Here is a 13,737-nt window from a genome sequence, read left to right as displayed (position 1 = left end):
TTATTTTCCAACCAACAAATAGCGAGGTGCCGAAATGTCAGGTAAAGCAAAATTTATGATGCCGGGAATGAGTCTGATGGGATCTGGAGCGCTCTCGGACGCTGGTGAAGAAATCAGTAAGCTCGGTTACAAAAAAGCGCTTGTCGTTACCGACAAGCCGCTCGTGGACATCGGAATTGCCGCCAAAGTCACGGATATGCTGAATCAAAACGGAATCGGCTCCGCTGTATACAGCGGAACGCAGCCGAATCCCACGGTGACGAACGTGCGCGAGGGTCTGCAGCTCTACAAGGATTCTTCGTGTGACTGCGTCGTCTCGCTCGGAGGCGGTTCGCCGCATGACTGTGCCAAAGGAATCGCGCTGCTAGCCGGAAACGGCGGAGAAATCGGAGATTACGAGGGCGTAGACAAGTCCGCACAGCCCGCCGCTCCGCTCATCGCCATTAACACGACGGCCGGAACGGCCAGTGAGATGACGATGTTCTGTATCATCACTGATGAGGTACGCCATATCAAGATGGCGATAGTTGACAAGCATACGACGCCGCTGATCGCGGTCAACGATCCCGACCTGATGATGGCAATGCCGAAATCCCTGACCGCCGCCACGGGCATGGATGCGCTGACGCATGCGATCGAAGCGTACGTCTCAATCAACGCGACGCCGATTACCGATGCCTGCGCTCTTAAGGCGATTAATCTTATCCGGGATTATCTTGTCCGGGCCGTAGATGACGGATCGGACAAGGAAGCGCGCGAGCAGATGGCGTATGCCGAATTCCTAGCCGGCATGGCGTTCAACAACGCGGGCCTTGGCTATGTCCACGCGATGGCGCATCAGCTCGGAGGCTTCTACAATTTGCCGCACGGGGTCTGTAACGCCATTCTGCTGCCGCATGTGGAGCGGTATAATTCGGCCAAAGCCGCAGCGCGGCTGAAGGATGTGGCGCAGGCGCTCGGCCGGAATGTCGAGGGCGTCGCTGCGGAAAAAGGTGCGGCGCTTGCGCTAGAGGCCATTGAGGTGATGGCGGAGCGTGTCGGCATCCCGTCCGGGCTGTCGGCGCTGGGCGTGAAGCGGGAAGACTTCCCGGTGCTTGCGGCAAACGCGCTGAAGGATGCATGCGGCGTGACCAATCCGGTCCAAGGCTCGCAAGATGAAATCATGGAAATTTTCGAACACGCCATGTAACGATGTAAGCAGTACTTAATCCCGCTCGTCCTCCTCTCTACTATATATGGACGAACCCATCCTTCTGCAAATGGAGGATGGGTTTTTTTCGATAACTTTGTTGGAGCAGCTGGCCGGTATGAAGATGAGCGCCTGAGTCACGGACATCAATGCCGAATTTCCACTGTCAACCTTCACTGGTTCCAAAATATCATCAGCAGCTTATTGGCGAGGACCACTGCTCCGTATAACACTGCGAGTGCAGTGTGGTTCATTCGCAGCAGCAGAACGACCGGCAGACCGAACATCAGAAGTTCCAGCAATGAATGCAGCGGGACCGGCAAAGCAAAATCCGCCTTGGGAGCGCCCAGCATTCCCCAGAGAACAGCCGCAGCCAGCGGCAGACCGATGGAAAGAACCCATCGGCTCCATGCCCCCCACCCGATCCGGTAACCCCAGAACCCGTAAACAGTCAAGACAATCAGTTCCAGCATAAAGCGAAGCCCGAGGTTGAACATCTTCAGCATCTCAATCATGATCTCATTCATCTCCTGCCCTCTTATTCATGCAAATTCCCCGCAAAAAACAAAAAACTAATATCGTTAGTTTAAATATAAACTAATGACATTAGTTTTTCAAGTTTATTTTTTGGGTGAAGGCTATCGCTGGGCGGAAGGCGAGACGGCCTCTGTCCTCCTTCCCCGCTTTAGTTGAACCGCCAAGCCGTCAGGCTCAGGCTCCCCCACTGGTAGCTTCGGTGAAGAAGCTCCGCTTGCCGGACCGCATCCCCGCTTCCCATCGCCAGCAGCAGCGGAATGAAATGCTCATTTGTCGGCACAGCCTGTTCTGCGTATGGCGCAAGCTCCCGGTAACGGAATAATTCTTCCACATTCCAGTCCTCCAGACGCTTCTCTATCCAGGTATCGAACTCAAGCGCCCATGCATCTACGGATTCGGCTCCAGCGCCCCATTTGATCTGCCGCAGATTGTGGACGATTCCGCCGCTGCCGATGATGAGAACGTCCTGCTCCCGCAGCTTCGCCAGCGCTTTTCCAATTTCATACTGCTTCGCATTGTCCAGATACCGATTCACCGACAGCGCCACGACGGGAATGTCCGCATCCGGATAGATCAGCTTAAGCACCGCCCAGGACCCGTGATCGAGCCCCCGGCTTGTGTCCGGCACGGCTGGAATCCCTGCCTCTTTCAGCAGCAACAATACCTGCTCGCTAAGCGAAGCGTCCCCGGAAGCCGGGTACGTCATCCGGTACATTTCCTCCGGAAACCCGGAGAAATCGTAGATGGTGCCGTGGGTGTTAACCGCACTGACCTGCTGGACGTTATGCTCCCAGTGGGCGGAAAAGATGACAATGGCCTTCGGCTTGTACGGAAGCGTAGCGGCCATATTTTTCAGGAAAGAGGTATACTCATGATCTTCAATCACAAGCGACGGCGCTCCGTGCGCAACAAAGTAAGACGGCATCATATCGGTTCACTCCTCTTATGGGGTATCCATCAACCTTGTTCGCCTTTGCGAAAGAGTACGCGATCCAGTGACAAGCCGGATGAGCCCGCAACAGCCAGGTACAGAGCGATCAAGATATAGGTCAAATCAAGCTCATATCCCCCGGATTGTCCATTGCCGAGCAGGCCGGCAGACAGCTTTACGGTAAAGACTGCGCCAAGAAGCACAATAATCAGCAGCACCGATACGTAGCGCGTGAGCAGACCTAAGATCAGCATAATCCCGCCAATGAGCTCAATTGCCGCTACGACATAAGCTAAAAATCCGGGAAGACCGATACTGTCAAACCATCCCGCGACATTGCCGAGACCCATTTGCACTTTGCTGATCCCGTGAGCCAGGAATAAGACGCCGAGTACCACTCTCATCAAAATCGTTACTGTGTTTTTCATTATTCATTTCTCCTCCTAAAATATAAGCAATATAAATTTTTATTTTGTGTAAATAAACATAATCAAAAAAGTGCGTTTTGTCAATAATAAATATAGTTTCTTACTAATTGTTATTTATTAACCAATTTTTTAATACCTATTCAATTGGATTGGTCTTTCCGCCGCCGAAAATGCTAAAATATTGGAATCCCTACATAACTTCAAGCGAGGTGACTGCCTGTGGATATCGGTTCCACGATCCGCTCCATACGTAAACGCAAAAATATTACAATCGCCCAAATATGCGAGCTGACCGGGCTGTCGCAAGGATTCATGAGCCAAGTTGAGACGAATAAAACCTCACCGTCCATCGCAACACTTGAAAGCATCGCCCAAGCACTAGGTGTGCCGCTGGCCTACCTGCTGCTCCGAAAAGAAGAAAAAATGCATATCGTCCGGAGCCAGGAACGCCCGCAAACTACCAGCGGACCCGAGCAATTAAAAGTATTCCATTTGAGCAGAACGAAAAATATGCGGATGGTGCTCGTCGAGTTCCCTCCCGGGTCATCCACCGGCGCAGCTCCCCGCGCCCACGAAGGCGAGGAGACGCATCTGGTTATCCGGGGCAGGATTCTTGCCGAGCAGGGGGAGGATGCGGCGGTGCTGGAGGAAGGCGACTCTTTTAGCTGGAATGCCTGCACTCCCCACAAGGTCCAAAATATAGGGGAAGATACCGCCCTTGTGCTCGTCGCCGTGTATACCGAGGAACAGGAAGACTGGAAGCTGATGTAGCGTACGCCTGAAGCGGGACAGTACACTGCGGAGTTCTGACTAATCTTTCGGCACTGTGGTGTAACAAAGCAGGTAACACCTCCCGATATAAATAAGAGTATAAAGTCCTGGAGGAATGGAAATGAAAGTCAGAAGTAAATTAATCGTGCTGGTGTCGCTGCTGATTGCAGCGCTTGCCGGCAGCAGTATTTTGGCTGTAACATCAATCCGTGGAATAGCGGAAGAAGCGCAGGAGCTGCGCGAACTGAATGAACTGCAGCGGGACATGAAGCAGGTTCAATATCTGCTGGCCGGGCTGGCAAATGACGAGCGAGGATACCTACTTACCGGCCAGACGGAATTCACAGGGGAAATGCAAACGAAGATCGACAATATTAACAAACTGCTGCAACCCATGGCCCCGGTTCTTAAGAGCAAGTATGGCTCAGCGATGCAAGAGATCGAAAGCGCTTTGACGAAGCTGTTCCAATTGAACGGCGGAATGGTTCGCCTGCGCGGGAGCGGCTCTGTGCAGCAGGCCGAAAATATACATTTCGAGCAAGAGCGAAGCCTGCGGAAGCAAAATGTAAATCCGGCCGTTGAAAAAGTGGTTAAGCTGCTTGCGGAGGAGGCTGCTCCGGTTGAGAATCATATTAAAGAAAACTCAGCCCGCTCTCAAACGATTTTACTGACAGTCGCTATTTTAAGTGTAATTCTCGGAACGGCCGCCTCCATCCTGCTTCTGCGAATTATTTTGAAGCCTTTAAGACTGCTTAATGAGCAGATGAATGAAATCGCGGCCGGGGAAGCCGACCTTACAAGAACAATACATATTGCTCAAAATGATGAATTTGGCATGCTGGCGGGAAGTTTCAATGCTTTTGTCACATCCTTAAGGGATATCATCGGTAAAGTCGGCGAAGCCACCAACCATCTTTCTGCCGTATCGCAGCAATTCTTCGCAAGCGTCGAGCAGTCCAGCTCCACATCACAGCTTATTGCCGGGTCCATGCAGACCATTGCCGACAGAGCTTCCGAGCAAAATAGACTTACTGAAGTTAATGCAAAAGAGACCCGCGAATCGCTGGCAAGGATCGAATCCATCTCTCATTACTCCTCCGGCATGGCCGCCGCTTCGCTCAGCATGCGTGAGCGGGCCGGTGCCGGCGAGCAGACGATTGCCCGAATGGGAGAAAAAATGAACGATATCAAGCGGGCGGTTGACGAGGCGGATTCGAGATTAACCCTGCTCTCCGGGCAAACGGTGAAGATCGCGGAGATTACCTCGCTGATCAACGAAATTTCCGAGCACACCCACCTGCTTGCGCTCAACGCTTCAATCGAAGCGGCAAGAGCGGGCGAAGCGGGCCGCGGATTTAACGTAGTGGCCGGGGAAGTGAAAAAGCTGGCGGGCTATTCCGCCGAGTCGGCCAAAGAAATCAGTACACTCATCGCAAACATTCGCGAGAACGCCAATCTGGCGCTCAGCAGCATGACGGACGTCAAAGCCAGAACCGCCGAAGGGAACGAAATCACGAGCCTTAGCTTGGATCAGTTCCAAGAGATCTTGCGTTCTATAAGCGAGGTCTCCGGTAAAACGTCGGAAATCTCCGGCTCGGCGCAGCTTGTGCACAGCCAGTTCACTGTCGTATCGCAAACGATGGAATCCGTAGGAATAGGAACAAGCGACATTTCAGCGGGCACGCAAGAAATTGCCGCAGCAACCGAGGAGCAGTTGGCTTCCGGCGAAGAAATGCATTCCGCAGCCGAATCGCTAAGCACCATGGCAGGAAACCTCCAGTCGCTGATCTCCCGCTTTAAAATCTGATGACGCCCCCCTCGGTTAAAGATTACAAGCGAAATAGGCTGCGCCGCGTTAGATTTCTCTAACGCGGTCATATCAATATGCAGGATTCTGCTTTGGGAGGAAACATACATGAATAACTTGGTCATTAAGACCTGTGGAGAGACCGATTTGGAGCTGTTGGTAGAACTGAACCGGCAGTTGATCGAAGACGAACAGCATGATAATACAATGGATACGGAACAATTGAAGGAACGGATGAAGAACTTTTTGGGGGGAGAATATAGAGCATACCTGTTTTCGGCAGCCGGAGAGGTCAAAGGTTACGCGCTTGTCGATCATGGCCGCAGCCCGCTGTATGTAAGGCATTTTTTTATTTGCCGGAATAGCAGAAGACAGGGCTACGGCCTGGTTGCTTTCCGTAAGCTTAGGGAGTGTCTTGAAACGGACAAGCTGGATATCGAGGTGATGTTCTGGAATGAACGAGCCTATGCATTTTGGAAGTCGCTCGGATTTAGAGAGAGAAGCGTTTATATGAGGCTGGAACCTTGAGACTGACGAGGCTATTCTCTTCGTCCATCCCAAAGTTCCGATGTTGAAGCCATTGCGAACGGTTTGGGTCTAAAGTTGATCATTAAATCTTCCCATAACAATGGTGTTATAGTACGTGCCGTCAGCAAGGACTTTGTCCTTTTTTAAAACCCCTTCTATTTCAAATCCAAGCTTTTTATATAGCTCTATGGCTTTATGATTTGTTTCCAGCACACCATTTAAAGCTATTTTTTTAATACCGTTTGAATCTGCCCAAGAGATAGATTCTTGCAACAGATTTTTCCCAATGCCATATCCCCAATAATCTTTTAATACGCATATTCCAAATTCCACTTTATGGGAGAACCGTTTCAATGGATTTCCTTCGCATCTTGAAAATCCGACGATCCTGTCATCAACTGCTGCAACTAAGAACAGGTTTCTCCTACTTTCCGTATCCGTTCTAATCATCTGTTCAAAACCGGGTGTATCTATGAACGCCTCCCCCGGCTCTCTGTCCAAATTTTCAGTCTCTCCGTCAATCCGCACTCTGATTTCAGATAAAGCTGGCGCGTCATAGGCAACTGCGGATCTAATCGTATAGCCTAGCCCATTTACGCTGAACTCCTGTGGGTTAATCTGCATTTCATTTCTCCTTATTTGGAAACCTCCACATGGGAGTTTCTCTTCCAATTCTGCTGAAACAGCGATTGGGTATGGCCTTTCAGCTGCTGAAGATCGATGGAACGCAGGTATTCCCAGCCCAGCCATTTCATCTTGGCATGCGCCGGCAGTCCGTTGTCCACCTCGGCATTAAGCGCCGGGAAGGAGCAGGCGGCCACCTCGCGGCCAAGCTGCGGACCGGTCATATAGCGCGCAATCGGCTCCAGATCGCGGTACCGATCCTTACGGACCAGCATGAACAGCGGATTCGCGATCGCTCCGTCCTCCGGCCACACGACGGATACTTTATCCGGTCTCGGACTATACCGGGCAAAAGCATAAGGCAGCACATAAATCGCCGCGCCTTCCGTTAGACCGCTGCCTGCGTGTTTAGCCATTTTGGAACCGTGCCAGCCGTCCTTGATTGTCACGCCGAGCCGGCGTATTCCTTCGTCGCCATGCTCTTTATGCGTGTACATCAGCAGCAGCTCCGATACTTTTTCGGTGGAACCGATGACAATGACATTATTTTCGTAGACGGGATTCATCAAATCAGCCCATTCCCTCGGACGCGGCAGCGAACCGATTCGGGTCTCGTCGATCATCATCACATAGGGATAGATTCCATACAGCGTATAAGCGCCAAAGGGATCAAGCAGTTCCTGGGAAAGCGAAGCATTGATCGGCATGTCGACAGATTGAAACACATTTTTCGTAAGCAGATTGTCCCGGAACTCGGTACGGAAAAAATCGCTAAACCCGCAGCCGCTCACAATGCCCGGGAAGTCACGGACGTTCTCAGCCAGCCAGACATTCCGGTACGGGTTGCCGCTGCCGCAATTTCGGGGCAGGTAACAATTGAAGATTCCGCCTGTCTCTTCCCGGTAATCCGTCATCCAATCATCGAAGCAAGCCTGAAACCGCTGGCGCATCAAACAGATGGTCATTCCCAGAAAGTCCAGGTCTCCCGCTGCGGGCAGCGGCTGATGTTCCTCTCCCTCATTAAGCAGCGACAGCAGGGTGTCCGCCGGTTTCGCTTCGCTCTTCAGCATCCGGTTCAGGTAAGCGTCCGCTCCGTAACGGCGAAGCAGCTCCTCTGACGAGCCCGCATCAAAAAACTCCTTGAGCACACCCTCTTTATCCGGATAACGTTCCAACAACTCGCCAAGCTTCAAATACGTTCTGATTGCGCCCATTTTGGCCTCCTTTAGCTTGTTATGCCTCCTCTATGATGACTTTTCATGTTTCATTAAATTTTCTAAAAAATTTCACAAAAATGGCGTGATCAATGTCATACTTATCACTTTGTAAGCGGAACGATTGGTTGAATTTCTTGGTTCTACCGAAAAAGGGCACCCGCTTAGAATGGGATACCCCTTATTGCCCCCTTCAGGACTTCAAATTTTTCAGATCATAAGTGGTACCGCGCCAGGTCATGCCGCCTCTTCGGGAAGCCCGGACAGCGCCCCGGAGCCCGCCAAATATAAGGCAAAGCCCGACTAGCGGGTGGGCAATGCCGTACCATCGGCCGCCGCCGGCATGGCGCGCGTAAACATAGTACAGCCAGAATACCGACAGCAGGCTCACCGCGCAGAGTATTCTCGGAGCCATCGGACCGATAAAGAGACCTGCCCAAGGATACAGCATTGTCAGCAGACAGGAAAAGGTTATGGTCAGCGCGTTTCGAAAGCTGAACACCGACTTTTCCACACTTCCGATTAATTGTCCCAGACTCTCATACCAGTTCCAGACGGCAATCATTCGGGTACCGTATACGGCATCCTGGCGGCAGCCCGCCTGTTTGATTCTTTTGCCGAGCGTGGCGTCGTCTGTTGTGTTATAAGAGAAAGCCGCGTGCGTGCCGATTCTTTCATAGGCGCTGCGCTTGACCAGATTAAAAGCTCCAACACCGAGCGATTGCGGTGCTTTCGGATTCTTCACCTTCCAGAGCATCCCGAAGGACGACGCGCTGAGAAAGATAAATGCGCCGTACCATTTCGAGAACAAATGACTGCCGTGGAAATCGGGAATAAGCGTTAAATGATCAAGCCGCCCCTTCCGGCAGTAGGCCTCCGCCTTGGATACACATTCCGGTTGAAATAGGGTATCCCCATCCGTAAAAAGCAGCCACTCTCCGTTCGCCCGCTTCACTCCCTCGTACAAAGCATGGCTTTTTCCCATCCAGCCCTCCGGCAACTCCTCTATATATACTCCGGATACACTTAGGTACTTGGCAGCCATCTCTTCGATAATCGCCCGGGTGCTGTCCGTAGAACGGTCGTCAACAGCGATAATTTCAAGGTTTGAATAGGTCTGACCGGCAAGCGAGCGTATGCAGCGTTCCAAGGCTTTATGCTCATTTCTGGCGGCAATGATCACCGAGATCAGCGGCGGTTCTTCCAGGGGCATCACTTCCGTCTTGTACAGTTGGCCGATCTGTCCCGCCTTGGCCGTATACAATAACGCCACGCCTCCCCACATCAGCGCGTTTACACCCGAAAGCAGCCAATACAACCATTCCATGCGGCATCACCCTTTTTCTCAAATTGTACGATCGTTCTAATCTTCTGAAAAAAATACGGGTTTCCTACTCGGAAATCGCCCGTAGAAACAAGGACACCGTCTCCCGGTACAAATCTTGCAGCGTCTCCTTGTCCAGCGTGTGCACGAACGCGTTAAGCCCGCCGAGCCATCCGCTGAACAGCAGGCTGAGCCGCTCCGCGTCCCCTTGCCTGAAGTCGCCGCTTGCCATTCCTTCGCTAATGATTTCGTGGTAAGCCCCTATCGGCGTGCTCGCCAAACCATACAGCGCCTGCAAGGTGGACATCTGCACATCGGGAAGCGCCGCCAGCTCCTGGCCCGCTTTCAGCAGATCCTGCTTATAGTTGTTCATCACGAAATCGGCAATGGCGTACAGCTTATCCGAAGGCGAGGAACAAGTTGCTGCGAGCTCCAGCCATCGCTCCCCCCACCTTCGCATCGTCTGCTGCGCCAGAGCGACGAACAGCTCCTCTTTGCTCTTAAAGTGATAATAAATATGACCCTTGCTGTGTCCAGTTGCCTTGGAAATATCCGCGATCGAGGTGGCGGTATACCCTTTTCGCGAGAATAGCCCTTCGGCTTCCTTCAGCACATCCTGCCGGACCCGTTCGCTGTCGTAGCTTCTCTTGGACACTATTCCTCACTACTTTCCTTTAATATAGAACGATTGTACTAATCTGATGATAAATTAAATTCCGTTTTTTGACAAGCGGGAAGCAGCCGGGAGGCGATACGCCTCCCATCCCGTCCATTATCTTTACTCCGATTCCCTCCCGGTCCCTTCATTCCGGTCAATCTTGAAAATACTGACCGATTTCTGCAATTCATCCGCCATTTGAGCTAAAGCTTGAGCGGTCGCCGTCATTTTTTCACTAGCCGCTGCCGTTTCTTTCGTTGCCTTCGCTTCCGATGCACTGACCATTTTTTGAATCTCTCCAAAAGACTCGGCGGTCTTATGGGCATATGTCACGCTTTGCTGTACGGTAATTACTGCTAGATGTATATTCTCCTGAATGCCCTTGATCATGCCGGTAATCTCTTTCACAGCCGAACTGCTGCTTTCCGCCAGCTTCCGAACCTCATCGGCAACCACAGCAAAGCCTCGTCCCTGTTCTCCGGCGCGGGCGGCTTCGATAGCCGCACTTAAGGCAAGCAGGTTCGACCGGTCGGCGATATCCTCGATCACTTCAACAATGCCGCCGATCACAAGCGAGTCTTTTTCAAGCTCCGCCATATGGCCGCAAACATCATTCATGCTGTTTATCGAGGAATTGACTACTTCCTTGCCCTTATCGGTTATGCTTACGCTTTGTCCGGAAAGCTCGGCCTGATTGCTATCGCTTCCGGCAATTTCCCCACTCGCGGCGGAGATTTGCTGTGAAGTGGTTACCAAGCTTTCGGCGCTATGAAGAACACTGTCCACTACTTTTCGCAGGTTCAGGATCATTACATCCACGGCGTTTGCCAGCACACCAATCTCGTCCTTTGTGCTAATGCCCGATACGATCTCCAGGTCTCCCTCAGCAGCTTGCTTGACAGCGCCGCCTATTTTTCGAAGAGGTCTTGATATTATGCTGGACAGAAAAATACCCATAACGATTGTGACAGCCACCACCGCTGCAATAATCCAATAAACAAGCTCTCGGCCTGAGGCAAACGCCTCTTTCCCTGCCTGTTCGGCCCGCTGTGCTTCGCTTGCGTTTATATCAATCAGCTTATCGAGTACGGCTACGGTATCATCTCTTCCTTGAGAATACACTCCATTAACATCGTTAAGCAGTTGAAGCAGCTGGTTGTTTGGGTTAGCGGCGGCCATTTGAATGATCTCATCAACAGTCTGTTTGTAGCTGTCCAGAGCCGTTTCCAAGACGCGCAATTGTTCCTGGGATTCCGCTGAAAGCTCTGTATTCTTGAATTCCTCAAGCTTTTTGCCGGCAGCGGTCATGTCGTCTCTAAGTGCTTTGATGGTTAATGAACGCTCGCTTGCGCTCCCCGTATATAATTTTCGTATTTCATTTCTCGATTGGTTGAAAATATCTGTTGTTTCTATGAGCGGCTTAATTGCCAAGAAATGATTCTGATACATGTCATTGAGCCGGTTGTTCATTTCCCCTAGCTGCTTTATCCCGGCTAGACCTGTGATCAATACCATAATGCCAAGAACGGAAAAAGCCAGCAGTAGCTTCACAGCGGTCTTTAAATTATAGAACCATTTCATAAGCTGTCCTCCCAGACCAAACACTTATTAATGTATTACATTGAGCAAATCATCAACCAGCCAGAAAAGAAGCCTCCAAAATAAGCGCAAGTTGTCCGCTGCCGGGAATTGCTGCTCCGGCTACATGGGACCCTGGTTCAAGGAAAGCTCCCCGTGACTTAACTACCACCTCCTGGCTGTCTGCAATTTCATCCACCGCTCCATTGTTATTGCCCGCTCTCCCTTAGCTGTCTAACAGCCCTTCCAGCTTCAGAATGCCAATAAGCCGTTCTCCTTTGCTGGCAATTCCAAGAAATACTCCATCTCGGCTGTCTTCATATGCCGCGCCCAATGGAGAATGAATCTTATCATATGCCGTCATGTGGCTGACTTTGTCGACAATGAATCCAATGAGCTCTTCATTACGGCTTACAATGATTATTCGCGTTGTCTTAGTGTAAGACTCATCCGGCAGCCCAAGCAGATTCCTTAGACTCATTACGGGAACAACCCTGCCCCGATGATTGATTATGCCTTTAACCGCGGGTTTGCTGAATGGTATATCCGTAATGTCCTGCATCCTGATAATCTCGTGGATGTCTTTAATACTTAATGCGCATGTTTCTGATCCGGCGGTAAGCTCAACAAACTGTTCGCTTTTTGCAGTGGCTATGACCTCTCCCTCCTTTTTATCAGGACCTTCCTCAGCCCTCCAGCCCTAAAATATGATTTAGGCGATGAATTTGTGAAGGAAACATCAATGAAGCCTTGAAAGATTCGTTAGCGGGTCGAGCGGCCGTGCCGCCAAACCGAAAAAGGCAAGCCGTTCATACCAGACATAACAGTCCGTATACGGCTTGCCCTTTGTTAAGTTTACATTCTAATCCGTTCGCTGATCTTATGTCTATCCTGTTCGCTTACGCCCAGTTTCCTTGTCTGAACACCGGCTCTACCGTTCCGTCCGGCAGCTCGCCGTCAATGTCCAGCTCCGCCGACCCGATCATAAAGTCTACATGGGTCAGGCTGACATTAGCCCCCTTCGCCAACAGCTCCTCCTGCTTAAGCTTCGTTCCTCCCTCAATATTGACGGGATAAGCGCTGCCGAGCGCGAAGTGGCAGGAGGCGTTCTCGTCGATGCCCGTATTGTAAAAAACCCGGTTCAGCCGCGATATCGGCGAATCGTACGGGACAAGCGCCATCTCGCCCAGATAGGACGCGCCTTCGTCCGTCTCCAGCAGCGAAGCCAAATGCTCGCGTCCGGCCCTGGCGTCAAACTCCGTTACCTTGCCTTCCTTGAAGGTCAATTTAATACCGTCCACAAGCCGTCCGTTCAGATTAAGCGGCATTGTACTGCTCACGGTTCCGTTCACGCCGGTACGGTGCGGCATCGTGTACACTTCTTCTGTCGGCATATTGGCGACAAAATAGACGCCTTGTTCATTCTCCCCGCCTGCGGCCCGCCATAAATGGCCTTCCGGCAGCTCGACGCGCAGATCGGTTCCCGGAGCGCGGTAATGCAGACTTTTGTAACGCTTGGCGTTCAGCTTCTCCTGGCTTTCTTTCAGATTGGCGATATGCTTCTGCCAGGCGGCGACGGGATCGCCTTCCGCTTCGACCCGGTTCATCTGGAAGATCGCCTCCCACATGGCGTCAATGCGCTGTTCCTCCGGCAGATCGGCGAACACTTTGTCGGCCCAGGCCCGGGTCGGCGCCTTGACCAGCGACCAGCTGATCCGGCTGTTTCGGGTATAAGCCTGATATTTCTGACGGGTGACCGCCGCCGCTTTGACCGCTGTGGACACTTTGGCCGAATCGATGCCGCGCAGCAGCTCCGGATCGGGTACTTTAATATGCAGGATCGCGCCGCCCTCTTCAGCGAATTTCTCCAGCATATCCGCATACCACTGCGGGTAGTAGCCGAAAGAATCCTCCGGTGCTTTCTCGTAACGGATTCGGGATACCGCTTCGTCGTCCCAATCCACAATGACGTATTTGGCGCCCGCTTCATAAGCCTTGGCTACAATCAGCCGGGTCAGCTCGGCGGTCTCCAGCGGAGCATGGACCATCAGCACCTGCCCGGGCTGAATGTTCACCCCCACTTTGATAACCAAATTCGCGTATTTATCCAGCATCTGTTCAAATGAAGTCATGCCCTCTCATCCTCCG

At 51.8% G+C, this 13,737-nt stretch carries 13 protein-coding genes and 1 pseudogene; 4 read left to right on the top strand and 10 right to left on the bottom strand.

The genetic code is table 11. The features are described from left to right. Positions 1-34 precede the first annotated feature (34 nt). A complete protein-coding gene (yiaY, locus tag VK70_RS08535) occupies positions 35-1,189 on the top strand; it encodes an L-threonine dehydrogenase (protein ID WP_025699040.1) in 1,155 nt (384 codons plus the stop codon). A 173-nt stretch (positions 1,190-1,362) separates the two neighbouring features. Here yiaY and VK70_RS08530 read toward each other — a convergent pair whose 3' ends face one another. The 3 genes from VK70_RS08530 to VK70_RS08520 form a co-directional block, all read right to left on the bottom strand. Further along, entirely contained in the window at positions 1,363-1,716 is a 354-nt protein-coding gene (locus tag VK70_RS08530) for a YrdB family protein (RefSeq protein WP_051505200.1), read from the bottom strand. Between the two features lie 158 nt (positions 1,717-1,874). Next, positions 1,875-2,654 carry a DODA-type extradiol aromatic ring-opening family dioxygenase gene (locus VK70_RS08525; RefSeq protein WP_025699042.1) on the bottom strand — a complete coding sequence of 260 codons (780 nt, stop codon included), beginning with the start codon at positions 2,652-2,654 and terminating at the stop codon, positions 1,875-1,877. A 29-nt stretch (positions 2,655-2,683) separates the two neighbouring features. After that, on the bottom strand, positions 2,684-3,085 hold the full coding sequence (locus VK70_RS08520) for a DoxX family protein (protein ID WP_025699044.1): 402 nt from the start codon (positions 3,083-3,085) through the stop codon (positions 2,684-2,686). Between the two features lie 219 nt (positions 3,086-3,304). Between VK70_RS08520 and VK70_RS08515 the strand changes: the two genes are divergently transcribed. The 3 genes from VK70_RS08515 to VK70_RS08505 all read left to right on the top strand — a co-directional run bounded on the left by VK70_RS08515 (position 3,305) and on the right by VK70_RS08505 (position 6,191). Continuing rightward, positions 3,305-3,856, top strand: a complete 552-nt coding sequence (locus VK70_RS08515; RefSeq protein ID WP_025699045.1) for a helix-turn-helix domain-containing protein — start codon at positions 3,305-3,307, stop codon at positions 3,854-3,856. A gap of 121 nt (positions 3,857-3,977) precedes the next feature. Further along, positions 3,978-5,663, top strand: coding sequence for a methyl-accepting chemotaxis protein (locus VK70_RS08510; RefSeq protein WP_046723136.1), 1,686 nt, complete (start codon positions 3,978-3,980; stop codon positions 5,661-5,663). A gap of 108 nt (positions 5,664-5,771) precedes the next feature. After that, positions 5,772-6,191 carry a GNAT family N-acetyltransferase gene (locus VK70_RS08505; protein WP_025698683.1) on the top strand — a complete coding sequence of 140 codons (420 nt, stop codon included), beginning with the start codon at positions 5,772-5,774 and terminating at the stop codon, positions 6,189-6,191. A 69-nt stretch (positions 6,192-6,260) separates the two neighbouring features. On the opposite strand, the gene VK70_RS08500 is transcribed toward VK70_RS08505, so the two are convergent. From VK70_RS08500 to VK70_RS08470, 7 genes and pseudogenes are all read right to left on the bottom strand, one after another. Further along, positions 6,261-6,815 carry a GNAT family N-acetyltransferase gene (locus VK70_RS08500; RefSeq protein ID WP_025698685.1) on the bottom strand — a complete coding sequence of 185 codons (555 nt, stop codon included), beginning with the start codon at positions 6,813-6,815 and terminating at the stop codon, positions 6,261-6,263. An 11-nt stretch (positions 6,816-6,826) separates the two neighbouring features. Then, complete coding sequence (locus VK70_RS08495) at positions 6,827-8,029, bottom strand: ABC transporter substrate-binding protein (RefSeq protein ID WP_025698687.1); 1,203 nt, start codon at positions 8,027-8,029, stop codon at positions 6,827-6,829. A 193-nt stretch (positions 8,030-8,222) separates the two neighbouring features. Then, positions 8,223-9,356: a glycosyltransferase family 2 protein gene (locus VK70_RS08490; RefSeq protein WP_036642242.1), complete on the bottom strand. Its 1,134-nt coding sequence runs from the start codon at positions 9,354-9,356 to the stop codon at positions 8,223-8,225. 64 nt (positions 9,357-9,420) lie between these two features. Then, positions 9,421-10,008 carry a TetR/AcrR family transcriptional regulator gene (locus VK70_RS08485; protein ID WP_036642248.1) on the bottom strand — a complete coding sequence of 196 codons (588 nt, stop codon included), beginning with the start codon at positions 10,006-10,008 and terminating at the stop codon, positions 9,421-9,423. Positions 10,009-10,242: 234 nt separating this feature from the next. After that, a pseudogene (locus tag VK70_RS08480) lies at positions 10,243-11,568 on the bottom strand (methyl-accepting chemotaxis protein); the annotation flags it as partial. A gap of 247 nt (positions 11,569-11,815) precedes the next feature. After that, on the bottom strand, positions 11,816-12,244 hold the full coding sequence (locus tag VK70_RS08475) for a chemotaxis protein CheW (protein ID WP_025698693.1): 429 nt from the start codon (positions 12,242-12,244) through the stop codon (positions 11,816-11,818). A gap of 244 nt (positions 12,245-12,488) precedes the next feature. Then, a complete protein-coding gene (locus tag VK70_RS08470) occupies positions 12,489-13,721 on the bottom strand; it encodes an aminopeptidase (RefSeq protein WP_046723134.1) in 1,233 nt (410 codons plus the stop codon). Positions 13,722-13,737 lie beyond the last annotated feature (16 nt).

Source organism: Paenibacillus durus ATCC 35681 (genome assembly GCF_000993825.1).
In the GTDB taxonomy this organism is placed as follows: Bacteria; Bacillota; Bacilli; order Paenibacillales; family Paenibacillaceae; genus Paenibacillus_AQ; species Paenibacillus_AQ durus_B.
This window is presented reverse-complemented; position numbering and strand designations above follow the sequence as displayed.

What these genes read in the sequence shown, in the direction of transcription:
- yiaY (WP_025699040.1), top strand. Translation starts at nt 35, where the DNA reads ATGTCAGGTAAAGCAAAATTTATGATGCCGGGAATGAGTCTGATGGGA.
- VK70_RS08530 (WP_051505200.1), bottom strand. Translation starts at nt 1,716, where the DNA reads ATGAATGAGATCATGATTGAGATGCTGAAGATGTTCAACCTCGGGCTT.
- VK70_RS08525 (WP_025699042.1), bottom strand. Translation starts at nt 2,654, where the DNA reads ATGATGCCGTCTTACTTTGTTGCGCACGGAGCGCCGTCGCTTGTGATT.
- VK70_RS08520 (WP_025699044.1), bottom strand. Translation starts at nt 3,085, where the DNA reads ATGAAAAACACAGTAACGATTTTGATGAGAGTGGTACTCGGCGTCTTA.
- VK70_RS08510 (WP_046723136.1), top strand. Translation starts at nt 3,978, where the DNA reads ATGAAAGTCAGAAGTAAATTAATCGTGCTGGTGTCGCTGCTGATTGCA.
- VK70_RS08505 (WP_025698683.1), top strand. Translation starts at nt 5,772, where the DNA reads ATGAATAACTTGGTCATTAAGACCTGTGGAGAGACCGATTTGGAGCTG.
- VK70_RS08500 (WP_025698685.1), bottom strand. Translation starts at nt 6,815, where the DNA reads ATGCAGATTAACCCACAGGAGTTCAGCGTAAATGGGCTAGGCTATACG.
- VK70_RS08495 (WP_025698687.1), bottom strand. Translation starts at nt 8,029, where the DNA reads ATGGGCGCAATCAGAACGTATTTGAAGCTTGGCGAGTTGTTGGAACGT.
- VK70_RS08490 (WP_036642242.1), bottom strand. Translation starts at nt 9,356, where the DNA reads ATGGAATGGTTGTATTGGCTGCTTTCGGGTGTAAACGCGCTGATGTGG.
- VK70_RS08470 (WP_046723134.1), bottom strand. Translation starts at nt 13,721, where the DNA reads ATGACTTCATTTGAACAGATGCTGGATAAATACGCGAATTTGGTTATC.